At 47.9% G+C, this 25,440-nt stretch carries 24 protein-coding genes; 20 read left to right on the forward strand and 4 right to left on the reverse strand.

The window, feature by feature from the left end:
* Window positions 1–290: 290 nt before the first annotated feature.
* Together H8L32_RS26560 and H8L32_RS26565 are read right to left on the reverse strand one after the other, a co-directional pair.
* A complete protein-coding gene (locus H8L32_RS26560; protein WP_186950885.1) occupies window positions 291–2,549 on the reverse strand; it encodes a helicase C-terminal domain-containing protein in 2,259 nt (752 codons plus the stop codon).
* The gene (locus tag H8L32_RS26565; protein WP_186950886.1) at window positions 2,546–4,204 is read right to left on the reverse strand and encodes a VRR-NUC domain-containing protein; all 1,659 of its coding nucleotides are present in this window, start codon (window positions 4,202–4,204) and stop codon (window positions 2,546–2,548) included. Before H8L32_RS26565 ends, H8L32_RS26560 begins: the two co-directional genes overlap by 4 nt.
* A 228-nt stretch (window positions 4,205–4,432) precedes the next feature.
* Between H8L32_RS26565 and H8L32_RS26570 the strand changes: the two genes are divergently transcribed.
* The 12 genes from H8L32_RS26570 (at window position 4,433) to H8L32_RS26625 (ending at window position 16,939) form a co-directional block, all read left to right on the forward strand.
* A complete protein-coding gene (locus H8L32_RS26570; protein ID WP_186950887.1) occupies window positions 4,433–4,798 on the forward strand; it encodes a hypothetical protein in 366 nt (121 codons plus the stop codon).
* A gap of 177 nt (window positions 4,799–4,975) precedes the next feature.
* Entirely contained in the window at window positions 4,976–6,700 is a 1,725-nt protein-coding gene (locus H8L32_RS26575) for a type I restriction-modification system subunit M (protein WP_186950888.1), read from the forward strand.
* The gene (locus tag H8L32_RS26580; protein ID WP_186950889.1) at window positions 6,693–7,931 is read left to right on the forward strand and encodes a restriction endonuclease subunit S; all 1,239 of its coding nucleotides are present in this window, start codon (window positions 6,693–6,695) and stop codon (window positions 7,929–7,931) included. Before H8L32_RS26575 ends, H8L32_RS26580 begins: the two co-directional genes overlap by 8 nt.
* A 73-nt stretch (window positions 7,932–8,004) precedes the next feature.
* On the forward strand, window positions 8,005–8,316 hold the full coding sequence (locus H8L32_RS26585; RefSeq protein WP_186950890.1) for a hypothetical protein: 312 nt from the start codon (window positions 8,005–8,007) through the stop codon (window positions 8,314–8,316).
* Window positions 8,304–8,609: a type II toxin-antitoxin system RelE/ParE family toxin gene (locus tag H8L32_RS26590; RefSeq protein WP_186950891.1), complete on the forward strand. Its 306-nt coding sequence runs from the start codon at window positions 8,304–8,306 to the stop codon at window positions 8,607–8,609. The genes H8L32_RS26585 and H8L32_RS26590 overlap by 13 nt, the downstream gene beginning before the upstream one ends.
* Window positions 8,606–11,698 (forward strand): type I restriction endonuclease subunit R, encoded by a 3,093-nt coding sequence (locus H8L32_RS26595; RefSeq protein ID WP_186950892.1) that lies wholly within the window; start codon window positions 8,606–8,608, stop codon window positions 11,696–11,698. The genes H8L32_RS26590 and H8L32_RS26595 overlap by 4 nt, the downstream gene beginning before the upstream one ends.
* Window positions 11,698–12,405, forward strand: a complete 708-nt coding sequence (locus H8L32_RS26600) for a M48 family metallopeptidase (RefSeq protein WP_186950893.1) — start codon at window positions 11,698–11,700, stop codon at window positions 12,403–12,405. Before H8L32_RS26595 ends, H8L32_RS26600 begins: the two co-directional genes overlap by 1 nt.
* 89 nt (window positions 12,406–12,494) lie before the next feature.
* Window positions 12,495–13,445 carry a restriction endonuclease gene (locus tag H8L32_RS26605; protein ID WP_186950894.1) on the forward strand — a complete coding sequence of 317 codons (951 nt, stop codon included), beginning with the start codon at window positions 12,495–12,497 and terminating at the stop codon, window positions 13,443–13,445.
* A gap of 726 nt (window positions 13,446–14,171) precedes the next feature.
* The gene (locus tag H8L32_RS26610) at window positions 14,172–14,579 is read left to right on the forward strand and encodes a hypothetical protein (protein ID WP_329605236.1); all 408 of its coding nucleotides are present in this window, start codon (window positions 14,172–14,174) and stop codon (window positions 14,577–14,579) included.
* Window positions 14,580–14,581: 2 nt separating this feature from the next.
* Window positions 14,582–15,028 (forward strand): hypothetical protein, encoded by a 447-nt coding sequence (locus H8L32_RS26615; protein WP_186950895.1) that lies wholly within the window; start codon window positions 14,582–14,584, stop codon window positions 15,026–15,028.
* A 139-nt stretch (window positions 15,029–15,167) separates the two neighbouring features.
* Window positions 15,168–15,932: a hypothetical protein gene (locus tag H8L32_RS26620; protein ID WP_186950896.1), complete on the forward strand. Its 765-nt coding sequence runs from the start codon at window positions 15,168–15,170 to the stop codon at window positions 15,930–15,932.
* Window positions 15,929–16,939, forward strand: a complete 1,011-nt coding sequence (locus tag H8L32_RS26625) for a tyrosine-type recombinase/integrase (protein WP_186950897.1) — start codon at window positions 15,929–15,931, stop codon at window positions 16,937–16,939. The genes H8L32_RS26620 and H8L32_RS26625 overlap by 4 nt, the downstream gene beginning before the upstream one ends.
* Before the next feature lie 45 nt (window positions 16,940–16,984).
* Here H8L32_RS26625 and H8L32_RS26630 read toward each other — a convergent pair whose 3' ends face one another.
* Window positions 16,985–17,410 (reverse strand): helix-turn-helix domain-containing protein, encoded by a 426-nt coding sequence (locus H8L32_RS26630; RefSeq protein ID WP_186950898.1) that lies wholly within the window; start codon window positions 17,408–17,410, stop codon window positions 16,985–16,987.
* Window positions 17,411–17,984: 574 nt separating this feature from the next.
* Between H8L32_RS26630 and H8L32_RS26635 the strand changes: the two genes are divergently transcribed.
* Window positions 17,985–18,707, forward strand: a complete 723-nt coding sequence (locus tag H8L32_RS26635; RefSeq protein ID WP_186950899.1) for a hypothetical protein — start codon at window positions 17,985–17,987, stop codon at window positions 18,705–18,707.
* Window positions 18,708–18,872: 165 nt separating this feature from the next.
* On the opposite strand, the gene H8L32_RS26640 is transcribed toward H8L32_RS26635, so the two are convergent.
* Window positions 18,873–19,331, reverse strand: a complete 459-nt coding sequence (locus H8L32_RS26640) for a hypothetical protein (RefSeq protein WP_186950900.1) — start codon at window positions 19,329–19,331, stop codon at window positions 18,873–18,875.
* 528 nt (window positions 19,332–19,859) lie between these two features.
* On the opposite strand from H8L32_RS26640, the gene H8L32_RS26645 reads away from it, so the two are divergent.
* From H8L32_RS26645 to H8L32_RS26675, 7 genes are all read left to right on the forward strand, one after another.
* Window positions 19,860–20,414, forward strand: a complete 555-nt coding sequence (locus H8L32_RS26645) for a hypothetical protein (RefSeq protein ID WP_186950901.1) — start codon at window positions 19,860–19,862, stop codon at window positions 20,412–20,414.
* The gene (locus H8L32_RS26650; protein ID WP_186950902.1) at window positions 20,411–21,520 is read left to right on the forward strand and encodes a hypothetical protein; all 1,110 of its coding nucleotides are present in this window, start codon (window positions 20,411–20,413) and stop codon (window positions 21,518–21,520) included. Before H8L32_RS26645 ends, H8L32_RS26650 begins: the two co-directional genes overlap by 4 nt.
* A gap of 123 nt (window positions 21,521–21,643) precedes the next feature.
* Window positions 21,644–21,982 carry an ArsR/SmtB family transcription factor gene (locus H8L32_RS26655; protein WP_186950903.1) on the forward strand — a complete coding sequence of 113 codons (339 nt, stop codon included), beginning with the start codon at window positions 21,644–21,646 and terminating at the stop codon, window positions 21,980–21,982.
* A 157-nt stretch (window positions 21,983–22,139) separates the two neighbouring features.
* Window positions 22,140–22,952 carry a sterol desaturase family protein gene (locus H8L32_RS28235; protein ID WP_186950904.1) on the forward strand — a complete coding sequence of 271 codons (813 nt, stop codon included), beginning with the start codon at window positions 22,140–22,142 and terminating at the stop codon, window positions 22,950–22,952.
* Window positions 22,953–23,109: 157 nt separating this feature from the next.
* Window positions 23,110–23,523 carry a hypothetical protein gene (locus H8L32_RS26665; protein ID WP_186950905.1) on the forward strand — a complete coding sequence of 138 codons (414 nt, stop codon included), beginning with the start codon at window positions 23,110–23,112 and terminating at the stop codon, window positions 23,521–23,523.
* A 75-nt stretch (window positions 23,524–23,598) separates the two neighbouring features.
* Window positions 23,599–24,927, forward strand: a complete 1,329-nt coding sequence (locus tag H8L32_RS26670; RefSeq protein WP_186950906.1) for a TolC family protein — start codon at window positions 23,599–23,601, stop codon at window positions 24,925–24,927.
* Window positions 24,924–25,440 (forward strand): efflux RND transporter periplasmic adaptor subunit (locus H8L32_RS26675; protein WP_186950907.1); only part of this gene is annotated, 517 nt, incomplete at its 3' end. The genes H8L32_RS26670 and H8L32_RS26675, both read left to right, overlap by 4 nt.

Below are 25,440 nucleotides of genomic sequence, written 5' to 3' on the forward strand. Positions count from 1 at the left end.
CAGGATATGCAATTTAGGTCAACGAACGCCGCTGGGCTCCTGCCTGCGCAGGAGCGACGATTTATAGGGTGTGAGCAAAGATATGGCTGGGTTTGCAAGGATCAATGAATTTTGTAGCTAATGCGTGCATACCGAGTTGCGCGAATGAATGCAGACCCAAAATCCGTCGCTCCTGCGTAGGCAGGAGCCCAGCGGCGTTTGTTGATTAACAGAAAATTATTTAAAAGAGTTCAATCAAGTTTACTGCACTACAAATGAGAGAATATTTTTGAGCACAAACTTAAGCTCTATTAATTCACCGCCCACCACCCCGGCAACAAAGCCCGCACATCGCCACGCCCAAACCGGTCATCAATCAAATACACCACACCCTTGTCATCCGTTTGCCGTATCACCCGCCCCGCAGCCTGCACCACTTTTTGCAAGCCAGGGTACAGATAGGCATAGTCATAGCCTGACCCAAATATTTTATCCATGCGCAATTTGATCTGCTCATTGATGGGATTGAGTTGCGGCAGGCCCAGCGTGGCGATGAAGGCACCAATCAGGCGGGTGCCGGGCAGGTCTATGCCTTCACCAAAAGAACCACCCAGTACGGCAAAGGCAATGCCCTGGCTGTCTTCGGTAAATTGCGCCAGGAAATCTTCACGATCTGCTTCGTTCATGCGCCGGGTTTGCAAACGTACCGGTATATCTGGGTGCAACTGGATAAAGCTGTTGCTGACCTGGGTCAGATAATCAAAGCTGCTGAAAAATGCCAGATAATTACCTGGCTGCGCATGGTATTGCCGCGCCATCAATGCTACGATGGGTGCAACAGAATGTGCCCGGTCGGCATAGCGCGTCGAAACGCTATCTACCACGTGCACCTGTAACTGATCCGCAGAGAAGGGCGATTCCACATCTACCCAGGCGGTACTATTTGGCAAACCCAGGGTGTCGCAATAATAATTCCACGGGCTGAGCGTGGCTGAGAATAAAGCTGTTGTATGACTTGCCGTAAAGCGCGGCGTTAAAAATGCAGCCGGTACAATATTGCGCATGCATAACGTCGATGTGCCATGCTCTTTGCTGATTTTGCTGATATCAAACAGCGAATGATCAGTAAAGCTTTCTGCCAGACGGTTGAACAGCAGGGCATCCAGATAAAACTGCTGCAAATCAGGCGCCAGCTGGCTAGGGTTGTCGGCAAAGTAAAGGCCGATGTCTGTGCATAGGCGGGTTAAAGCGGTCAGCAGTTTTTCTGGTATTTCGGCATAGGCCTGGTAATCAGCTTCCTGCTCTTTTTCTAACTGTAGCCATGCGCGATACAGTCTGTCCAAAGTTTTTTTGAGCGCTGGTGGCGGTGTCTTGCGTAAGCGTTTCAGGCTGTCACGCTGCAATTCTGCACTATACATCTGGCGCGCCCGTGTCACCATATTATGGGCTTCATCCACCAGCACGGCCACGCGCCAGTCATTCACAACGCTTAAGCCATACAGCAAAGCGTAGATGTCAAAATAATAGTTGTAGTCACCAATGATGACATCGGCCCAGCGTGCCATTTCTATGCCCAGGTAATAGGGGCACACCTGGTGCGCCAGGGCGACGCTGCGCAAGCCTTCCTTGTCCAGCAATTGCTGATCAACGGCGGCAGCACGGGCCGCAGGCAGCCTATCATAAAAGCCTTTGGCCAGTGGGCAGGCATCGCCATGGCAGGCGGCCTCCGGGTATTCGCAGGCCTTGGTTTTTGCTACCAGTTCCAGCGTGCGCAGGTTCAAAGATGGGGTGCTGTTTTGTATGTTGGCCAATGCATGCAAAGCCAGTTGTCGGCCTGATGTCTTGGCTGTCAGATAAAAAATTTTGTTCAGCCTGTGTTTTGCGGTGGCCTTTAACAACGGAAACAAACTGCCTATGGTTTTGCCTATGCCGGTGGGTGCTTGCGCCAGCAGGCAACAACTACGCTTGCTGGCCTTGTACATGGCCTCAGCCAGTTGTCTTTGGCCCGGTCTGAATGTCGCATGCGGAAAAACCATGTCTGCCAAAGCCACATCACGCGCAGCACGGTGAGCCACTTCCTGCTCTGCCCATGCAATAAAACGGCCACACAGCAGAGCAAAAAAATCTGCCAGCTCCGCAGCATCAAGCGCCTGCTGCAATACCGTTTCTTTCTGGCTTTGTATATTGAAATACACCAGTGCCACACTGATCTTTTGCAAGCCCAGCTTTTGACATAACAAATGCCCGTACACCTTGGCCTGTGCCCAATGCAAATGCCGGTGGTTGTCCGGCATGGTGTGCAAATCACCCAGATAAGTTTTGATTTCTTCTACCTGTTGCAGATCAGGGTCATAGCCATCGGCACGTCCACGCACCTGCAAATTACTGTGCTGGCCTTCAAGTCTGACTTCGCGCTGGTAACTGCTGTTTCTGCGCAAGACCACTGTCGTATGTCCGGCCATGCCTTGCTCGGCAGTGGGGGAGGGCGTAAAGCGCAAATCCAGGTCGCCCTGCTTGGCCGTGAACTCGCACAGCGCCCGCACGGCGATAGTATAGCCGTCAGCATTCACTGATCAGCCTCTTGCCATTGCAGATAACATACCGTGACAGGCATGCCATGCGTGGCACAAAAATCCAGCCAGCGCTTCTGGTTGTCCTGCAGCTTGTCACCTGGGCCCTTGACTTCTATCATCTGGTAACGCTGTTCTTGCGGCCAAAACTGTATCAGATCAGGGAAGCCGTTACGGTTAGCCCGGATGTCGAGCAGGATGCGCTCGAAACTATGCTTCAAGTGTTGTGCCGGTATGCATGTCAGCGCCATGTCCAGCAAATCTTCAGACAAACTACTCCAAAACACAAAGGGCGATTGCAAACCAGATTTGGTGGCATAAGTGTCGCGTATGGTCTGGCGGTAAGCACCCGACTCCAGTTGCGCAAAACAGGCAGCAAAATCATCTGCCCGCCGCACCTGGAAATCGGCACTCAGCAAATCCGCAGGCCCGCGGTGGAATGGATGAAAAAACGCCCCCGGTATGGACTTGAAAATCGCTGGCCAGCACAACAAGCCAAATAAAGAATTGATGAGCGCATTCTCTACATAAAACACCGGCGCTTCATCGCAGCTTAAATGGTCACGCACCACATATTCGACCACATAATCTTCTTGCGGCAAAGGCAGGCGCAAGACTAGTTCTGTAGGCGCAGTGCTGGTCGCTGCAACTACTTTAGCCAGGCCCAGCTTGCGACAAAGGCGCGGGGCGATACGCAACATTTGCTGGTGTTCTGCCTCGCTCTCTGGCGCTTGCTGCGCCAGTGTCAGTAAATCAAATGCCGCCTGGGTTTGTCCGCTTTTTTCCATTACACGTATGGCACGCAAACGTGCACCAGGGTAAGTGCAGTCTGCATAGACCTGCTGCGCCAGCGCCCAGTCTTTTTGCTTTTCTACATGTTCACCAATCTGATACAGCAAGCGGTTACGGCGGCTGACCAGCCAGGCATTTTCCAGCGCATGCAAGCCAGTGGCAGCCAGTTGCGCCAACACATCGGGTACTGGCTGCGCCGCATGAAAGGCTTCACGACAGGCATGCAGGGCCAGGTAAGCGTCGATATCAGCACGGCTGCCAAAGCCACGCGACGCAGCAGAAAATTCCACCTTTTCATACTGAAAAATACCCAGGTCAGACAATACAAATTCTGACCAGTCCTGATACAGATTACCAAAAAACAGCAGCCGCAACCGGTCGCACAAATCCTTGTTCAGCACCTGATAAGCGACATCATCCAAGCTTGCACACCAGCCAGAAAATGCCTTGCTGTCCGTATGCTGCTGGCCCAGCAGCGCCAGTTGATCTGCCTTCTGCAATTTCTTTTCAGCAGGCGACATGGCAAAAGCCAGCGCCAGTTCAGGTTTTTGCAGTAAATCAAACAGGCCAGCAATATCAAGCGCAGGATCAGCCTGCACCCAGCCGACATCCACCAGCGCCTGCATGGCCGCACGGGTATCACCAATCTCGGCATAATTGAGCTTGCTTGCTCTGAACACGCAACCCTTGCGCATCACCATACGCACATACAAGGCACGTGAAGCCTGCGGCAAGCGGGCAAACTGGGTAATAAAGTCCTGCTCATCCGCCACCAGCAAATCCGCATAGCGCCCAGCCACCCAATCCAGCACAGTCTGGAAGTTTTCAAGGTAGTAAAAGGGGTTGTCCAGCTTGGCAAGCATGTTGGGGGATGGTAAATAGCGTCTAAATAACTGTATATGCATACAGTTTAACGCAATGTAAGAGCCACAGTAAACCAACAAGCTAAATTGCAGGCTTAAGCGTTTACAATAACGGCTTGAAACTCCTTCCCCTTCAAGGGGAAGGCAGGGATGGGGATGGGTTTCGATCGCGGACCCAGTAGCAATTTAACTACTGCCCCCTAGCCCCAAACGCCACCGAAGACAAAAATGAACAAAGCCGAAGCCATACAAATCACCAACGATTCCTTGCAAGCCAACGTCCTGAACGACGGCAACACCCAATTCTCCCAGGTCGTCCGCTATGGCAACGACGAAGGCTGGTGGCTCAACATCCCGCTGACCAATTTCAGAAAAGAAAACCACTTCCTCATCTGTAGCGAAAAAGCCAAAATCATCCGCCACCTGATGATCAAAGCCAACAACATCTTAAGCCCCGCCACCAAGTTCCGCGTCAAGGACGGCATCGCCGACATCTTCATCTCAGCCGGCAACCCCAAGCGCCTCACTGACGTACTGCAAGGCGGCAGCAAGTACAGCTTTAATAAGCATTTGGTGGATGAGCATAGGTATTGATAAGATCAATGCAAGCTCGGCGATAGTCTTATTGACCTTACACCCAGTCGGAAGATGGGTAGCTTGTTGGTCAGACGCTTCTCACAATTGCCAGAAACTCAAAATCAGTTGTCATGTTTTTGCTCTAAACGCAAAATAACGGCAACGATTATAAATTCATTGCCTCAATAGCGAAATATGTCCCAAAAACTAAGCTTACAACAACTTGAATCCTATCTATGGACAGCCGCCGATATCTTGCGCGGCAACATGGATGCGTCAGAATACAAAGACTATATCTTTGGCATGATGTTTCTGAAGCGTCTGTCAGACAGCTTTGAAGAAGAGCAAGAAAAAGTCATTGCTCATTACCTCAAAACAGGTAAGACACAAGCGCAGGCAGAGGCACTGGCGCAAGAAGAAGATGAATATCATGACGCCTTCTTCGTGCCGAAAAAAGCTCGCTGGAGCGCTTTAAAAGATCTCAAGCATGACATTGGCGCACAACTCAATATAGCCACTGAAGCAATAGAAGAACACAACACCAGCCTGGAAGGCGTGTTGGTGTCGATAGACTTCAACATCAAGAATAAACTGTCCGATAAAAAGCTGGCAGATTTGCTTTCTCACTTTTCTACCTATCGTTTGCGCAATCAAGACTTTGAATCCAGCGATTTGTTAGGCACCGCCTACGAATACCTGATCAAGATGTTTGCCGATTCCGCAGGCAAAAAAGGAGGTGAATTCTATACCCCCAGCGAAGTCGTACAATTGCTGGTGGCATTGCTGCAACCGCATGCTGGTATGCGTATTTATGATCCGACGGTAGGTTCTGGCGGCATGCTGGTACAAACACGCAATTACCTTGTCAGCCATGGCGAAAATGCTTCCAATCTTTCGCTGTATGGGCAAGAGATGAACCTGAACACCTGGGCCATCTGCAAGATGAATATGTTCTTGCACGGCGTTTTCAATGCCGACATTCGCAAGGGTGATACGCTGGGTGAACCCAAGCACGTGCAAAACGGCGAACTGATGACGTTTGACCGCGTCATCGCCAATCCACCGTTTAGCCTGGCCGCCTGGGGCAAAGAAGCTGCCGACAATGACGGTTATGGCCGTTTCCCGTATGGTACGCCGCCAAAAGATTCTGGCGACCTCGCCTTTGTCCAGCACATGATCGCGTCATTGAATGACCATGGCATGATGGGCGTGGTCATGCCGCACGGCGTCTTGTTTCGCGGTTCCAGCGAAAAAGAAATCCGTAAAGGCATACTCAATGACGATCTGTTAGAGGCTGTAATCGGCTTGCCCGCGGGCCTGTTTTATGGCACTGGCATCCCAGCCAGCTTACTCATCATCAATAAGCAAAAACCAAAGCAACGCAAAGGCAAAGTCCTGTTCATCAATGGCGAACTTGATTTCGCCGAAGGCAAGAACCAAAACACCCTGCGCCCTAAAGATATAGAAAAGATCGTCAGCACCTTTACAGAATACAAACACAGCAAACGCTACGCCAAAGTTGTCACCTTGGCCGAAATTGCCGAGAACGATTACAACCTGAATATACGCCGCTACGCCGACACATCACCACCGCCAGAAATTTTCGACGTGCGCGCACTGCTGCATGGCGGTGTGCCTGTGCGTGAAGTGATGGACGACTATATTCAGGAAGAGATTTTGCAAGGCTTTGATGTGACTGCGGTGCTGGTTAAGCGCGATGCCAACTATTACGACTGGAAGGCTGAGATTAGCAGCAAGGAAGACTTGCGCCAGCATCTGCCTGCAAATAAACTAGAACTGATCGCACAGTTTGAACGCTGGTGGGATAAGTACCGCGTGTCTTTGCATGAGCTTGATGCGCAAGTGGTGCAGGCTGAGGCTGTGATGAAGGGATATTTGGCGGAGTTGGGGTATGAGTAATGCTTTGCCTACATCATGGTCAGCGACAAACTTAGGAGAAATGTGTAAATTTTCCGGTGGCAGCGCCTTCAAAGAAATCTATCAAGGAAATGCAAATGGTGATTATCCGTTTATAAAAGTAAGCGACATGAATTTGTCCGGCAACGAAAAACTAATAACATCTTCTAATAATTGGATTGATCAATCTATTTTAAAAGAGGCCAAAGCAAAGACTTTTCCTAAAAATTCTGTCGTTTTTGCCAAAGTAGGTGCAGCACTTTTATTAAATCGTAGGCGAATTCTTACACGAGATACCGTAATTGATAACAATATGATGGCGGCTATGCCATTCGCTGACGACAATCATTTTTTGTATTTTCTACTGCAAGACATTGACTTTGGAACGTTTGTACAATCTGGTGCAGTTCCATCCATAAATCAAAGTCAGCTAGAAGATATTCCGGTTCTTGTACCACCTCTCCCAGAACAACAAAAAATCGCCTCCATCCTCACCGCCGTTGACGATGTGATTGAATCCACCCAAGTGCAAATCAATAAACTGAAAAACCTGAAAACCGGCATGATGCAGGAGCTGTTGACCAAGGGCATAGGTCACACGGAATTCAAGGGTAGTCTGGTGGGGCGGATTCCGAAGGCTTGGGAAGTTAAGCAACTAGGCCAACTGGCAAAACTTGAAAGAGGCCGGTTTTCACAACGTCCTCGCAACGATCCTGCGTTTTACGGTGGGACTATTCCCTTCTTACAGACGGGAGATGTCCCAAAAGACTCTCCTTATATTTCGACATTTACGCAAACATTGAATGAAAAAGGCCTCAGCGTAAGTAAATTATTTAAGCAAGGAACGCTTGTCATTACCATTGCCGCGACTATCGGTGAAATTGGAATGCTTAAATTTAATTCCTGCTTTCCAGATAGTTTGGTTGGCATTATCGTAGATGAAGCCGTGGCAGATCGCTCTTTCCTTTTATATTCAATGAGATCAAGAAAATATGATTTGGAGTCGCTTGCGCCTCAAACTGCTCAAAAGAATATTAATTTGGAAATTTTGAATTCATTTATGCTGGCAACGCCTACTTTAATAGAGCAACAATTAATTGGTAAAAGCATGGAAGCCATTGATCAAAAAATTGAAGTCGCAACGCAAAAATACATACATTTTTCATCGATTAAAAAAGCCTTAATGCAAGACCTTCTAACCGGCAAAGTCCGCGTAAAAGTTGCCTCACAATAATGCCGCACTCAGCCGGTTTTACGATTTTGCAAAAAGGTGATACTCTGGTGTTACTTTAAAAAAGGTGAAGATCATGACTACCACTTCATTAAAACTCCCGGACGATCTTAAGCAAAGGGCGGCGGCTGTCGCTCAGGATCTGGGCATGACGCCGCATGCGTTTATGGTGGATGCGATTCGTAAAGCATCGGATGCCGCCGAGAAACATGCAGCCTTCGTGGCGCAAGCCAAAGCCGCACGCAAAAAGACCTTGAAGACTGGACTAGGGTTTGAGGCCGAAGAAGTACATGACTATCTGCGTGAGCGCATTGCTGCCGCGACTGCTCCTGTGGCTAAAAAAACCTCTGAAATTACCGCGCCGAAGGCCAAGCCGTGGCGCGGCTGATTTATTCTGAACAGGCACTTGCCGACCTGGAGCGCCTTAGCGATTTTTTGCTTGAACAAGATCCCGTCGCTGCCCTGGCGACGCTGGATTTGATCGAAGAGGCATTGGCAATTTTGCGTCGCCATCCTTACATTGGCCGCCAGCTTGATGACGACTTGTTTGAGCTGGTAATCTCGCGTGGCAAGACAGGTTATGTGGCGCTCTACAGTTTTGAAGAAGTACATTACGCGGTTCTTGTCCTGGCGATCAGACATCAGCGCGAAGCGGGCTATGGGGCAGACAAAGAACGATGACCAACGACGAATACGACAAGGTAGAGCTACCTGCGCTAACACAACTACAGCAGTTGGGCTGGACTTACCTGCACGGAGCACAATTCGCTCCCGCTTTCTACGCAGAAAACGGCGAACGCGAATACTTTCGCGAGGTGGTGCTGGAAAAACGCCTGAAAGCCGCATTGCTGCGTATTAACCCCTGGATCAGCGAAGAGAATCTGCGCAAGGTCATGCGCGAGATTACCCATCCGGCAGCTGCGACCTTGATGGAAGCCAATTTGAATCTGTGGCAGATGCTGGTGCATTACCAGTCGGTCGAGCAGGATTTAGGGCATGGCCGCCGTGGCCAGACCGTGAAGGTGATTGACTTTGATAACCTCGCGAATAACGAATACTTGTGCGTGAACCAGTTCAAGATCGAAGGCGTGAACGAGTTTGTCATCCCCGACATTTTACTTTTCGTGAATGGTTTGCCGCTGGCGGTGATTGAGGCGAAATCGCCGTATGTGACTAACCCGATGGAAAAAGGTATAGACCAGTTGCGTCGTTATGCCAATCGCCGTGCACCGCATGAAGATGAAGGTGCTGAGCGATTATTTAACTATAACCAGTTGATGGTGTGCACGCACAGGGACCAGGCACGGGTTGGTACGATTAGCTCCAAGGTCGAGCATTATCTGGAATGGAAGGACGCTTATCCTTTGAATGAGGCTGAGGTGTTGGCTACCACGGCGCTTAACGCTACGGTAGTGCTGCCGACGACCGACACGGCATCGCCTGGTGGCATTGGCGTGGCGGAGTCAGCTGTGCCGTATGCGGCGATTCTTGGTACGCCAGTTGTTGCCAACTCACAGCAAATCTTATTGGCTGGCATATTCAGCCATGCCAACTTCCTCGACCTGATCCGCAACTTCACTTTGTATGAGCCTATAGACGGGCGCATGGTGAAGAAGATTGCGCGTTACCAGCAATTTCGCGCTGTGCATAAAACCATCAATCGTTTAAAGCATGGCGTAAGCAAGAAAGATAAGGGCGGTATCATCTGGCATACGCAGGGGTCGGGTAAATCGCTGACGATGGTGATGCTGGCGATTAAGATGCGGCGCGACCCTGCACTGCGCGATTACAAGCTAGTGTTCATCACCGACCGCACCCAGCTAGACCAGCAATTGACCGCGCAATTTGAGCGAGCGCAAGGCGAGACGGTGTATCACGCCAGCTCGGTTGCGCATCTGAAAGAGCTGCTGGCCAAAGATAGCTCAGACCTGATTACGGCGATGGTGCAGAAGTTTCAGGAAGGCGAACTGGCAGATTTTCCACTGCTCAATAAATCCGAAAAGATCATCGTGCTGGCCGATGAGGCACATCGTACTCAATACGGGTCTTTGGGTGTGGCGATTAATGCAGGTTTGCCAAACGCACCCAAGATCGCCTTCACCGGCACGCCCTTGATCACGTCAGAGAAGACCACGCATGAGTTTGGCTCTTACATCGATACTTACACCATAGAAGAAGCGGTGGCCGATGGAGCGACTTGCCAGATTTTGTATGAGGGGCGCGAAGCCAAGACCAAGGTGACTGGCGATTCTTTGGATAAATTATTCGATGAATATTTTGCCGACCGCAGTGCTGAGGACAAAGCCGCGATCAAGAAGAAGTACGGCACCGAACAGGCGGTTTTAGAAGCACCGCAGCGCATACGCTGGGTCTGCATCGATTTGCTCAAGCATTACCGTGAGCATATACAACCCAATGGTTTTAAGGCGATGATCGTGACTTCATCTCGTCGCGCTGCCGTGGTTTATAAACAAACCATCGATGAGCTGGAAGGCCCGCAATGCGCGGCGATTATCTCTGGCAGCCATAACGATGAGGCTTTGTACACGCCACACACCGATAGCGTCTTGCAAAAACAGCAGATAGATAACTTCAAAAAGCCGATTGCTGAGCATGCGTTGTCGATTATCGTCGTCAAGGACATGCTGCTAACCGGCTTTGATGCACCCATCTGCCAGGTGATGTACCTGGACCGCAAGCTACGCGAACATACGCTGCTGCAAGCGATAGCACGCGTCAACCGCACCGCCAACGGCAAGGAACGTGGTTATATCGTCGATTATTTTGGCCTCAGCGATTATCTGACCGAAGCTTTGGATATGTTCTCCAAGGAAGACGTGGCCGGTGCGTTGCAAGATTTGAAAGATGAAATCCCCAAGCTCAAAGCCACGCATACCCGTGTGCTGCGCCACTTTAAGGGCATTGCATTAAGTAACCTAGATGCCTGCGTACTTGCCTTGAAGGATGAAGAAGTGCGCCAGCAATTTGAGATCGACTTCAAGAAATTTGCCAGGCAGATGGACATCGTCATGCCCGACGTCGGTGCCAAGCCCTTTGTGCATGACTTAACTTTGCTGGGAAAAATCAACCAGGGCGCGCGCAATATCTACCGCGATGCACAGCTTGATCTGGCAGGTGTTGGTGAAAAAGTGCGCGCCCTGATCGAAGAGCATATCCGCGCCACGGGCGTAGACCCAAAGATACCGCCGATAGATTTGCTGTCTGTCGATTACAAAAAGAAACTGCAAGAACATAAGTCAGACGAATCCAAAGCATCTGAAATAGAAAACGCGATTAAGCATCATATTGACATCAATCTTGCCGAGGATGAGGAATACTACAAATCATTGAGCGCCAAGCTGGACGAGATATTGCGTAAAAAGTCAGAACGCTGGGACGAATTGGTGCAAATGCTGCTGGATTTTCGCGACAATATAAAATCTGACAGGAAGAAAGCTGCAGAAGAGCTTGGCTTAAACGATACGGAGTTCGCCTTTCATAATATCTTGCTAGCTGAAGTAACACGTATGCAGGGCGATGATGCCTTGAGCGAAGCGCAGCACGATGAGATAGTGAAATTAACCAAGGTTCTGGTTACCATGCTGGACGAGGCCAGTAATATCGTTGACTTCTTCAAGAAACAGGATGAAATCAAGCGCTTAAAACGTGATATCAAACGCACGGTAGTTGAATCAAGTTTTGATAGTGAAGCCTTGCGCACGCAGGTGATGGACAGGTTCATGGAACTGGCGAAGGTCAAGTTCAAATGATGACAGAGGCTGAATATATCCAGGGACAGGGCTTTGTCGCCGAGGTAATACGCACTGCCAGAATCAAGTCTGCCCGTTTGCAGGTGGAAGACGGCGCTGTATCAATTGCTGTACCCAAGACTTTGCCTGAAGAAAAAATCAAGCAGTTACTTGCAGACAAAAAACGCTGGATCAAAGAAAAACTCTATTTACATCAGCAAGCACAACCCGTCAGCAAGCGTGAAATGCTGAGTGGCGAGTCTTTCCCCTATCTTGGCCGCCACTATCGTCTGAAAGTCGTGACTGGCCCAGTACAGCCAGTCAAACTCAAACATGGTCAATTGTTGGTGAGTTTGCCCAAGATGATGCAGCAAGATGCCATCATTCGAGACATGCTGACGTATTGGTACAAGTTCCAGGCGGAGAACCGCTTCAAGGAAAAAGTCAAACGTTACGCCAGTGTGGTCGGGGTTGCACCAACTGATGTGAGTGTCAAAACCTTTAAATCACGCTGGGGCAGTTGTAATGTCAAAGGTGAAATCGAGTTCCACTGGAAAATCATCATGGCCCCACATAGTGTTGTTGATTACGTGGTTGTGCATGAACTTTGTCATTTGAAGCACCACGATCATTCACCAGAGTTCTGGAAATCTCTAGCTCGGATATTGCCCAACTATCTGGATAGTAAGGAATGGTTGAAAGAGGTTGGTGCGAGATTTGACATCTGAGATGTTGCTTTTGGAGCTGCGGCTTTTGCGAGTGACTTCTATCCTGCTTTTGGTATATATTTGAATATCAAATTATCAAACGAGTTACTGTGACTATTCCTGATTATCAAACATTGATGCTGCCATTATTGCGATTGGCAAATGATTCGCAAGAGCATCGCTTTCGTGATGCGGTTGAACAATTGGCGCTTGAGTTTAAGCTCACTGACGAACAGCGTGACACGATGTTACCAAGTGGTACAGGCTTGCAATTTGATAATCGGGTTGGATGGGCAAGAACTTATCTAAAGCAAGCAGCTCTTCTTGAATCAAGAAAGCGCGGCTTCTTTAATATCACGGCGAGAGGGAAAGAACTTTTAGCTAAAAATCTCTCTCGGGTTGACAATTCTGTGCTTGAGCAATATCCCGAGTATTTGTCTTTCAAGTTGCGTCGCAGTGAAGACAAGGGAGTGCAGGACGCAAGTGGTGTTTTGCAACCCACTTCAATCGGTGCAGCCAAAGTAGAGCAGTCGGAAGCCACACCTGAAGAGTTGTTCTCGCAGGCTTATCAGCGGCTCCGTAATAATCTTGAATCTGAATTGCTTGAGCAAGTGAAAGCTGCATCGCCTTCATTTTTTGAGAGGTTGGTTGTCGATTTGCTCGTCAGTATGGGTTATGGTGGTTCCCGTCAAGATGCAGGGCGAGCCGTGGGTAGAAGCGGTGACGAAGGAATTGACGGCATCATCAAAGAAGACAAGTTGGGCCTGGATGTTATCTACATACAGGCGAAACGCTGGGAAGCTACTATCGGACGTCCCGAAATACAGAAATTTGCCGGGGCATTGCAGGGCCAGCGAGCCAGCAAAGGTGTCTTCATCACTACGTCTAGTTTTACCAAAGAGGCTGAAGAGTATGTCCGCATCATTCCGTCGAAGATTATCCTGATTTCAGGTGAGCAGTTGGCAACATTGATGGTTGATCATAATGTTGGGGTTTCACCAGTCAGTAAATTCGAATTGAAGCGTGTGGATTCGGACTACTTTGACGGGGAAAATGTATAAGCAGGTAATTTGAGGATAGCGGTAATGAAAATCTCTGTTCTATTAGGGGCTGTTGGCTAACCTAAGTTCTTAGCCGCCTTCAAATAAGGCTCTCACCTTCAAAAACAATAAAGCCCTTGAGTAATCAAGAGCTTAATCAGAATTGGTTCCGAGAGCCGGAATCGTATTGTAAATTTAAGCAATTGATTTTAAACGGAAAAACCATTCCGACTTTATCATTTGGCCGCAAATTTGGCCAATAAAATAACCCCTTTAAAATCAAGTAGTTATAGAATTCTATATTCTGAAACCATTATGCACCAATAGTTGTTTAGAATAAATATGTCTAACAAATAATTTGTAATTTAATCACTTTTTTGATTTTGTGAACTTGTTTTAAAATATGTTATAATTAGCTAAAATACGTTAAAAATACTCATTTCATTGTATTTTATGGTTTTGACTGATTTTCGGTGTTTTTTGTAATATCACTGGTCAGAATGGCAAGTGATCCATCGGTATACCCCTCTTTCGTAAGTTCATCAAAGCATTTGTTTCCTCAGTCCGTCGGGTATCTTATTCAGGTTCTGATCGGATAAGTTGACAATCTAGTAATACCTCTGTAGTACCCAATCCACCGCATCACTTTTAGTTTCGCAACCACCTGGCGAACGACTTTTCCTGCGCGTTCGGTATCCGATGTCTCGGAGGTTTGCGCTCGCCATTTACTTTTAAAAAGGACTCAAGATGACCAATGAAACAAACTCCGGCCAGCCAGCAGGCGGTGATCAATCAGACGATAAAAGAACTGCATTGGAATCAGCAAGCATTCCAAATTTGGCAGCAGTCGTCATGCTGGCAATACAGCGTGTAACGAAGCCACCATTATTCTCGCTTGGTCAAGTTGTGGCGACCGCAGGCGCGCTAGATTTGCTGGATCGAAGTGGTGTCAATGCCAGTGTGCTGCTGACCAGGCATCAACGTGGCGACTGGGGAAATTTATGCGAAGAAGACATTCAGTCCAACAATGAAGCTTTAAAGAATCATACGCGCTTGATGTCGTCATATGAATTAGGTGCAGAAAAAGAACGCATGTGGATCATCACAGAATACGACCATAGTGTTACCACCTTGCTGTTGCCAGCAGAGTATTGACCATGGAAACCGAACTTGAACCCCCTGTCAGTTATCGTCCCCTACATGGCTTATTTAACGAACTGCTTGGCGCATTCCGAACTCAGGCTCCATTGTCGACTATGCCGCCATACAGCTCAGTCAACTTGGAAATATTGGAAGATGCAAGTGATCAAGTGCTGGAAAGATTAACGAAGCATGCCAATAACGTGCAGAGAACGCTACATCTAGGAACTTCAGCGGTAAGCACTTGCATGGCATTGGCAGCACCAGAAGCAATGGATAGTCAACAGTGTAGCCCTGCAACTGTCGAAGCTATTGGATGGTTATTGGCGGAGCTTGCGGACCTAAGCTCGATTTGCCATCACTTCGAAGCAACGGCAAGCAGAATATTGCTGGCACGTTCTACCAAAGTGAATAAGCGTACCAGGACAAATAGCGAACGTTCGGGTCCGCAACAAGCAATCTGATTGTGCAACATAGCTACGAGCAGCAATTAACGTAGCCAAATTTCAAATCCAAGCAATTTACGCCAGGTGTGCGAGTTTTACTTCGCAGGGTTTCGCACGCCTGGAGTTTTGTAAAGCACTAAAATTAAAGGGTAAAACCATGAAAAGTGTCACTAACAGCACCGTCGACAAGGTACGAAAATTAGTTGCAAGTCGCCGTTGGCATGTCCGAAGACTGCATCACGCAATTAAGCCAGAGTACAGCATTGGCGTAATTCGTATGCCCCACAAATCGGCTGAGAATCGAAGTGCCGAAACATCTTTTGTCAGACTGCATTTTCGACAAAGCGATTTCGATGGCGCATGTGGAATTCACGTTGCAGCAATGGCAATGGCGATATTGGGAATTGCTAGTCCACGCCAGCTAGAGAAAATGACGACTGCTCGCTCTGGTATAGCTAAAAAGCTGTGGGATTTGTCACGAGACTACTTTTTCAGTGGCATGGCAGTGCGGCAGCTTTGCGAAATTTTCTCGGCATTGGATGTTGGAATCAGGCTATGCATCAAACGTGCTGGCAATAAAGGTATAACAGAGTTTACCAAACGGCATTTAGCAGCCGGTTCAATCGTCATAATTGCGTACTCGTATAAAAATGGAGATAGCCATTTCGTGCTCGCAGTTGGCTCGGAAGGTTATCAGAGCGGCGAAGGCAGACACGGTTTTCAGACTAATGCGCTACTCGTCATTGATCCCGGTGCCGAAACAGTTCCATATTGCGGTTTCAATGGCCGGTTGGTACTTCGTCCAGAGAAGCATGGGGGTATTGAGTACGAGAGCTGCGCCATGAAGGCTGAAGTTGTAAGACTGACTTCAGCGGTGGCCTTATATGTGTCTGATGCAGTGAGTAATGAGGCGCAATCATGAAACCGACAATGCATGCTAAACCTTCGGGATCGAAGCGCCAACCAAATTTTGATACGACTCAACCAAGTACAAAGCTCCGCAATAGGCTCGCGGCAGAAATGGCAAACGTGGCCATATATCTTGAAAGTGGATTGACATCCAATACCATGCGTGCATATGCATCGGACTTGCGGCATTTTAAGCAATGGGGCGGACGAATTCCTGCAACCCCGAGGACAGTAGCCAGATATTTAGTGGAGTGCGCTAAAACGTTGAAAGTGAGCACAATTGCTCGACATATGGCCGCGATTGCTCGTGAGCATAATCGACTTGGTTTGCAACCGCCCACCCAATCGGCACTGGTCAGAGCCACAATGCGCGGTATAAGGCGAATACATGGCTGCTCGCAAAAACAAGCGAAGCCAATTACCTCGGCAATAATTCGCAGACTAGTGACACCGATAGCGAACTTCTCAGAATTGCGGAACTCTCGCGATCGTGCGCTGCTATTGCTCGGTTTTAGTGGTGGATTTAGACGGTCAGAATTGGCAAATTTGACAATAAATGATCTGAGCTTTGAAAAGCGTGGTCTGGTCGTGCATCTGCGTACGTCCAAAACCGACCAAAACGGCTTTGGACGAGACATTGCGATACTGAATGGTGACGAGCCGGTCTGTCCGGTGAAAGCTTTAAAAGAGTGGATTAAGCACTTGCAATGCAATTATTATGAAAATGATAATGGTAGCGTCATTTTCAGAAAAATCGACCGCTTTGATCGAATTGCTGGTGGATTGTCTGGTGCTGGCATTAACTGGATTTTACGAACCAGAATGCAGGCAAAAAGAATGGATGTAGCTGGATTTTCAGCACATAGTCTGCGTGCCGGTTTGGTCAGTAGCGCAGCAATGGCCAGTGTACCAATCTGGGAGATACAGCGACAAACTGGTCATCGCTCTGAATCTATGGTGCACCGCTACATAAGAAATGTGGGGCTGTTTGACAGCAATGTTAGCAGTCGTATCTTCTAGATCATCGTCGCTTTACATACAAACAGCTAATGCATTACCAAGTCACTACTTTAGTCTGATGCGTTTTTCGATTCTATCTGGCATGGCCTGATTTGTCCTGCGTCTATATCCGTCTGGATCAGCCCAGGACGGCTTTAAATTCTCAGTAACAGGAGCCAAGAGTTCTGACAGAGAGATTTTTAGGCAAAAACAGATCGTAGAGAGCGTGAGAATCGTGGGGTTTGTTAAGCCACGCTCCAGGGTAGAGATGTAAGTCCTATCCAACTCTGCTTCTCCGGCGAGTTGTTCCTGCGATAAATCTCTCGCAATTCGTAACGCCTTCAGTGATTTTCCAAGCATAACAGCTACGTCGCTACGAACCTGCTTTTTACTCTCCGATTCAACAGTTTCTGATGCTGGGACAGTCTTCGTCTTCGGCGGCTGGCGCTTTGATGAAGCTCTTGGTTTGGTCGTGGAAGTGGTAGATGGCATGGGTCATGATCTTGCCTATTTGTAGTGTGAATGACGACGGAATGTATACAACATTAAATGAAGTGTTTACACTACATTTCAAAAAAACATGTAGTAATGACCTTCATCTCAACAAACATCAATAGAGGAATTTCCAATGACAAATTTTGTTCATTGCCGTGGCTGCGGCATCCAAATCCATGAAACCGCGCTTTCTTGCCCTCAGTGCGGGGCGCAACAGAACCTGGCTCCAGTATCCCAACGAGTAGCACATGTCGGTGAGACGGCTAAAGCAAGGGACTTGACTGACTATTCGCAAGTACCATTTTTCCGCAAGCGCTGGTTCATCGTTTGTTGCTTGCTGATAGTCACGCCTATCGCCGGCTTACTTGCAGCTACCGGTGACTTGTACTACTCGCAGAAAGGCGAAGTCAAAATCTTTCCAAAGAGTGCAAAGGTAACTTTCATTCTGCTATCAGTCGCATGGGTCGCGTTCAATCTACTCAGAAGTTAAATAGGTAACCGAGCTGTTCGTCTGTAATTTGATATACAGACGAACAGCGATCTAGACAACACATCTATACGGAAAGTACATATGAAAATTTTCTCATTTTTGAATGACCACAAAACCATGGGTAAATGGCTAAAATCAGTACAGTACTTTGTTGGGGTAACCTGTTTCGCCTTAGCCAGCATGTCATCTGCGCACGCAGATAACTACAATGTGCCAATCATTGGCCCAGTTGGCGATCCAGATATAACATTCTTTGGCATTACTCTAGGTAGCTACAGCCAACGATGTGCTCCAACATCCAAGTGTCGGCTAGAGCTTGAAGCCAATCTGGTGGGAAAGAAAATACGTTACGCGGAAACAGCGCTGCCATTAGACAGTCTGCCGCTTTGGCTGGCGTCTAAATCTTCCGGCAACCTTAAAGTGGTTTTGTCTATGGCAGAAGATGGAAAAATTCTTGGAATTAAGTTCATCTTGTCGAACCTGGAGCGAACGCCCGAAGGCTTCCAGCGCTTTGCCAAAATGGTCGAGGATCAAGTTGAGAAAAAACTTGGATTGACAGGCCAGCGTGTAACACTTAAAAAGAACATCTATGGCCTTAACTTGAAAAATTACTCAGTCAGATGGCGCAAACCTTGGGGCTCCGTTTTGTTTATGCCGGAAGATGATTATGCAAGTACGCCATTGGTAAAGGGCTCTATCACGCTCTACGTTGAAAGCAACGAGTTGGAACAGCTGTGGAATAAGGCGTTGGAGAATGATGCGCTGAAGAATAAAGAAAACGATGCGAATCGTCTGAAGATGTAGTGCAAACTAACGTGCTGTGCGAGCAGCACGTTAAAGTTCAAGAGAGGCACTTCTATAGTTGAGCGAAGTGTTATCTACTGCATGTACATGCAAATTTCTTTAAATGAGGAAGTCACTTAATTTTTCCCCAGTACGAAATTACAACGCTACCTTGCATGCAAGGAATCACATCTTGTCGAAGACAATCAACTGTGAACGATTTTTCAAGTTTTTTCTGCAATTTTCCCAATCATTTAAGTCTGACCAGTAGATGTAAATTACTCCGTCGCGATCACCTATTAATAAGCGATCAAAGTCATTTCTGTTATTTTTCCCAGATAGAAACCGTTGCCAGCCATTGTGATAATTGCGATCTTTGGGAAGCACCTTTAATTCGAGGTGCAGACTTTGCCCGTCGAAATCTAGTGTGAAATCAGGACGGTCTTCTCCCCTCCGAGTTTGGTGGTTAGTTCCCTTAATCGTCAATTGATCATCGCTTGCTAACGATTGAAAAATAATAAGCAGTTCGATCCTAAACCATTCCTCCGCAACTGTATTTAGGTTTATTAACAAGTCAAGGTATTCAGTTCGATGAAGAAAGTGCCGATGAATTTCATCTCCTGCAAAGATGGAGAATTTCTGCATATTTGTTTTAACGTAGTCTTTTGCGAAATCATTATATTCACTTCCTGATTGAAAATGAATATGTCACCATTCTTTGCAACTTGGAATATTGCTACTCGAAAGTGTCGGTAAATACAATTATCGTTAACAATTTTTTTATGATTGTTGATATCTTTTTTGCGTCGGTGCCGCCCCATCCTTGTTTGCAAGTTTAGTCACTTTTCACGTATGTTGTATAGCAATTTAACAAGTTAAAAAATGCCGCGCAATTTAATTAAATCTTTACAGGAAAAGAAAGTCAAATTCAGACACCAATTCTTATCAGTCTCCGTTGTTGGAACAGTTTTAATTTTTTGTATTTTTATCTATTGAAGCGCGAAATACTGTACTGCCATTAAATAATATGTAATTCTTACATGTTGATGAAAGATAATAATTAAATGATAATAACTTGTGGGGGCTTATTAAAGTAGCGTTTGTGCCTTTGTGCTGAAAGAACTCCTAAAATTTAAATGCAATTGGAATAGCTTCTACAAAGTGGAGTTGAGAATGACGGAAGAAATTAAGAGTGGCATGTCGATTAATTCGTTGCACGAGCGGCATATTGGATTGACGCCCGCTCTTAGTGGCACTTACTCTGAGGCTGCTGCAGTATGTCTAAATCGTCATCACGCCTCACCAGTCGAATTGCAAGTCGCAGCCTCGGATGTTATAGCAAGACATTTAGTTGAGTTTCCAACACCAGATACAAGAACGCTTAATGCCTGGGCAAATGAAATTGACACCACGGAAAGTGGAGCATATGGCGTGTGTTTAGCTGCGGTAGAGGTTACCGAGAATCTTATTGCTGTTAGACGTGCTGAAACTTTGACCGGCGCTGATTGGTATGTGGCACCTGTCGGAACTGCCCCTGAAGACCTCGAGACATGCTTTCGATTAGAGGTATCGGGAGTTGATGCAGGAAGTAAGGCAGTGGTTGACGCACGTTTGCGGCAAAAAATCGAGCAAACGAAGAATGGGAAAAGTAACCTTCCAGCGATCGCATCAGTGGTCGGTTTTAAAGAAAGAAGAGTAGCTATTCAAAAAATTGGCGAAATATTATGAGCTGGACCGAATTTCATGCAAAAAGTGAGGTGCTAGCAATATCTGCGATGGAAGCACTGAAAAACCGTGACATACCCCTGGCAAATAAATTGTATAAACAAGCGGGCGAGTTTGAGCACTTGGCTTTGGCGCAGCTTGATATCTCCAAAGTGCGTACTAGAGGCATTACTGCGGTTAGTGCCGTAGCTCTGTGGTTTAAAGCTAGTGAATATTCTTTAGCTGAAAAGCTTGCACACTCAATGTTAGCAGATGAAACAATTCCAGAATTTGCGAGGCAAGATTTACGAAATCTTGTGCAGGCTATTTGGACAGAGTGCACCAAGAAAACGGCTGGCGTCGAATTTGTACCTGGTCAAGTTATGGTCTCAGTTAAAGGTGGCGAAGTGATTACTGGAGGGGCGCCCCTAGATTTGATTCTTGACAAAGTTCAGACGATTCAGTCCATATTTTATAGAACGATTGAATTCCTAAACGGGATTTCGCATAGGCGTACTGGTCGCCCAACGAAAGAATTACAAGATGCTTGCAGACCTTGGCTATTTCAATCTATACCAGGTAGTTATCAATTTTCAGTTGGCATTCAAAAGCCGGTGCAACCTGATTTTTTTAGAGACGATGTCGAACCGGAACGTATTGCGGAACATTTTCTTGAGATCGTGAGAGCTTCCTCAAACGAGGATTTATCTGTCCTAGAAAAATTGATACCAGATGCGAGTTACCGTAATACATTTCTCAAATTGGCACGTAATCTAGCACCAACAGGAAAAACTTTTGATCGGATAGAAATGCGCTCTCTTGGCGATACACGACCAGTAGCGTTGGGAATCGAATCAAGGCACACAATTAATCAGCAATTAAGGTCAAAGCCAGCTTCAACGCTCGATGCAGATGATGAAATTGTTGAGCTGCGCGGAACTTTAAGAGCAGTCCACTTAGATAAAGATTGGCTGGAAATAGCGATTGAAAGTGACGCGATTCTTGTCAGTGGCCTAGAAGATGCGGTTGATGACGTCATTGGCCCGATGGTAAATCGGACAGTAACAGTAAGAGCTAATAAGACGGCTGCGAATAAATATAAATTTCTTGATATAGAGTTAGGAGAGTAGTTTCCTTGATCCTCTGGTTAGATTGAAATATTGATCTACTTCAAATAGATAGACCCCTTGTATCTAAAGCAGCATACTTTGAATTGCTTTACATGTGCACGGCAATGCACGTATAATCCAGCCATGTCCGCCAATGCACCCACCCGCCAAGAAGCCGCCAGGCAGTTCTCTGAACTGATCGATACTGCTTTTTTCACTGCCTTGTGCGAGCCGGTACGTATCCATATACTGGCAAAGCTGATCGAGCTGGGCCCCAGCGACATTGGCACCTTGGCTGAGGATTTCACGCAGGACCGCTCAGTCATTTCACGGCACCTGGCCCTGCTTGAAGACAGCGGTGTTGTGCGCAGTACGCGGGAAGGTCGGCATCGCTACTATGAGGTGAATGGAACAGCGGTCCTGGCAACATTGGAGGCGCTCACGCAGCAAGTGAAGCGTGTTGTCACTTGTTGTAATTGCTGATTTTTTTGTTCAATACATGCATATATGTGCATTAGTGCATTTAATAAAGAAAGAGACTGTAAGCAAAATGAATGAGTCAAACCTTCAAAATCCCACCCGGTCACCGAGAAATGGCGGTGTTTTGCGCTACTTGGCATTTCCAGTGATACTCGTCACGGTGATAACTGTCTCCTGGTTTGGCTATGCGCCAGGTCGAGAAGGCTTGCTGACGCCAGTGATTTTCTTGCCGGTATTTGGTGTTGCTGTCATGCTAGAACGGTGGTTTCCATTTGAGCCTGCCTGGAATGGTCGGTGGAAAGACAACAGACAAGATGCTGCGTTCTTTTTGCTTGCTCAACCTGTCATTGCCATTGCAGAAGCTGCTGCAATGGCGCTAGGTGTGAGTGCTGCGACCTGGCTGTCTTCTGCTTTCGGTATATTGTACTGGCCTGCTGGCTGGCCGGTTTCCGTGCAGGTCATACTTGCAATGTTGGCCCATGATCTACTACCGTATTGGTATCACCGCATCAGCCATGAGACCGGCGGCTGGCTATGGCGTGTGCATGCCATCCATCATGCACCATCAAGGATGTACTCACTGAATTTCGTTCGCTTCCATCCAGTCAACAGCTTCTTGAGCAGTTTTCTGATGCTGTTACCGATGGTGGCCCTGGGAGTTCCAGCGTGTGTCATTTTTCTGATTGCCATGATCAGCAAGGTGCATTCCCTGCTGTCACACACCAACTTTGGTTTCCGGCTGGGGCCGCTTAACTGGGTATTCAGCATGGCGGAATTGCATCGCTGGCATCATACGCGTGACATGCGGCAGGCCAATGCCAACTATGGGGCGACGCTGATATTTTGGGATATTCTGTTTGGGACTCGCAACTTGCCGGAGGCCGACATACGCAAGAGTGAACTGGGCATCAATGAGCCGCAATCCGTGCCAAGTAGATTTTGTGACCAGATTTGCATGCGCATCTCACACTGAAATCTGCAAAACCATCCCTGCAAGTAGCATACGCCTTCGGCCAGGTTTTATGCCGTTTGCAGAAATTTTCGTTTTGCGTGTAATTTAAGAGCCAGAGTTACGACTATAATCAATAAGCCTTTAAACTAAGATTGGTAAGGAAGAAATTACCCGTTTTATGAAAATCTCCCGTCCATCCCGGATCATTACAGTCTTTGCCATGCTATGCAGCCTGCTGTTCATGCAGTTTGCGGTAGCGGCATACGCCTGCCCGGGAATGACGGCTGGCACTGGAAATAATTCGAACGTAATCTCGTTCACTGCCGATTCAACTGCAATGCCAGCCTGCGAAGGCATGGACAAGGATCAACCGGCACTTTGCCACATCCATGCGCAAGACTCGCTGAGCAAACAGTCGCTCGACCAGCCGCAGCCGCCTGACGTGCAACCCTTTGTCAGCACTGGTCTAGTATTCATAGTGGAAGCCATAGATGTAGTGGCTGACTCTCTTTCATCGTATCCACACTCTGCTAATCTAGCACGCAGCACAGCACCACCGATTGCGATACGTAACTGCTGTTTCCGCATTTAACTCCATAAGCGCCTGATCCATGCGTCGCCACATCTTGCTGGCGTACGTTGCTATTGATTGTCGCCTGGAGGTTCCATGTTCTCTATTTTTGCTGCGCCATATGCTGCGTGGCCCCGTGTCATTCGCATTGCCATTGTCACTGGCATACTCACTTTATCCTCATTCGCAGTCCTTGCTGCGGATATTCCGCTCACTTTGGGACAAGCCCAACAACTGGCCGTAGCACGCTCGCGTCAATTGATCGCGCAAGACTTCGCGATTACTGCTTCCCACGAAATGGCGGTCGCTGCTGGTCAATTACCTGATCCGGTTTTGAAAGCAGGTATTGATAACCTGCCAATCAGTGGCCCTGATCGCGGTAGCCTGAACAGTGATTTTATGACCATGCGCCGCATCGGCGTCATGCAAGAGCTGACCGGCAGTGACAGGCGCCAGTTGCGCGCTGCTCGCTATGATCGTGCCGCGAGTAAGTCACTGGCAGAAAAAGCCAATGCTATTGCAGCCATCCAGCGTGACACCGCTATTGCCTGGCTAGATAGCTACTATGCAGAACGCATGGCAGCTATTGTTGCAGAACAAGCGAATCAGGCCAGACTCGAAATCGAGGTAGCAAATAGCAGCTATCGCGCTGGGCGAGGCAGTCAGGCAGATATCTTCGCTGCCCGAAGCGCACTTAGCATGGTAGATGACCGCTACAGTGATATCCAGCGCAAGGTCCGTACTGCGAGAATAATGTTGGATCGTTGGACGGGTCTTGCTACTGAACTTCCACTGGCGGGAGAGCCAAGTATAGGCAGCATCCGTCTGGATTTAACAGCGCTGGACAAATCGCTGACCCACCATCCCCAGATCGCTGTACTGACCAGGCAAACGGAAATCGCCGAAGTGGATGCAAAACTCGCCGAAGCCAATAAAAAGTCAGACTGGACAGTCGAAGTCGCATTCCAGCAGCGTGGTCCAGCGTATTCCAATATGGTATCGGTCGGCATATCGCTGCCATTCCAGTGGGACCAAAAGAACCGCCAGGATCGTGAGTTATCTTCCAAATTGGCGATGGTCGAGCAAGCAAAAGCCGAGCGTGATGAGACATTACGCGCCCATGTCGCTGAAACCAGGACAATGATCGAAGAATGGCAAAGTGGCCTGGAACGCAGCTCCCGCTATGAACGTGAATTGATACCACTAGCCAAAGAACGCACTCAAGCCACTCTGGGTGCCTATCGCGGTGGCAAATCCAGTCTGCCCGACCTATTGGCTACACGCCGGAATGAGATTGATGTAAGGCTACAAGCCTTGCAATTGCAAGCTGATACCGCTCGCCTGTGGGCACAACTCAATTTCCTGTTTCCTGCCGATGAACCAGGCATGCATTTGGACCAAGCCTCGAACAAGGATATGCCATGAACAATAAAAAAATCGTTATGGCCCTCGTTGCCGCTGGCGTAATGGCTGGCAGTGGATATGGCCTTTATCGTCTAGGTATCAGTCAGGGAATGAAGGATGCCAACGGGATACAAGCAGATACTTCACCATCGGGCTCAGCCCCAAACGACAAGAAGGTACTGTACTGGCATGACCCCATGGTTCCCGGCCAGAAATTTGATAAACCTGGCAAATCGCCTTTCATGGACATGCAATTGGTGCCAGTCTATGCCGATGGTGCGGATGAAGGTAGTGTCAAGATCAGCCCACGCGTGCAACAAAACCTCGGTGTCCGGGTCGCTGAAGTCACCAGAGCAAAGCTTGCATCGTCCATAGCGGCAGTTGGTACCGTGACCTATAACGAGCGCGATGTTGCCCTGGTCCAGGCACGTAGTAACGGCTTTGTAGAAAAACTCTATGTGCGCACTCCGCTGGACACAGTCAGGAAAGGCCAGGCACTGGCCGAGCTGTATGTGCCAGAATGGGTTGCCGCTC

It is taken from the genome of Undibacterium hunanense (genome assembly GCF_014284335.1).
Classification (GTDB): domain Bacteria; phylum Pseudomonadota; class Gammaproteobacteria; order Burkholderiales; family Burkholderiaceae_D; genus Undibacterium; species Undibacterium hunanense.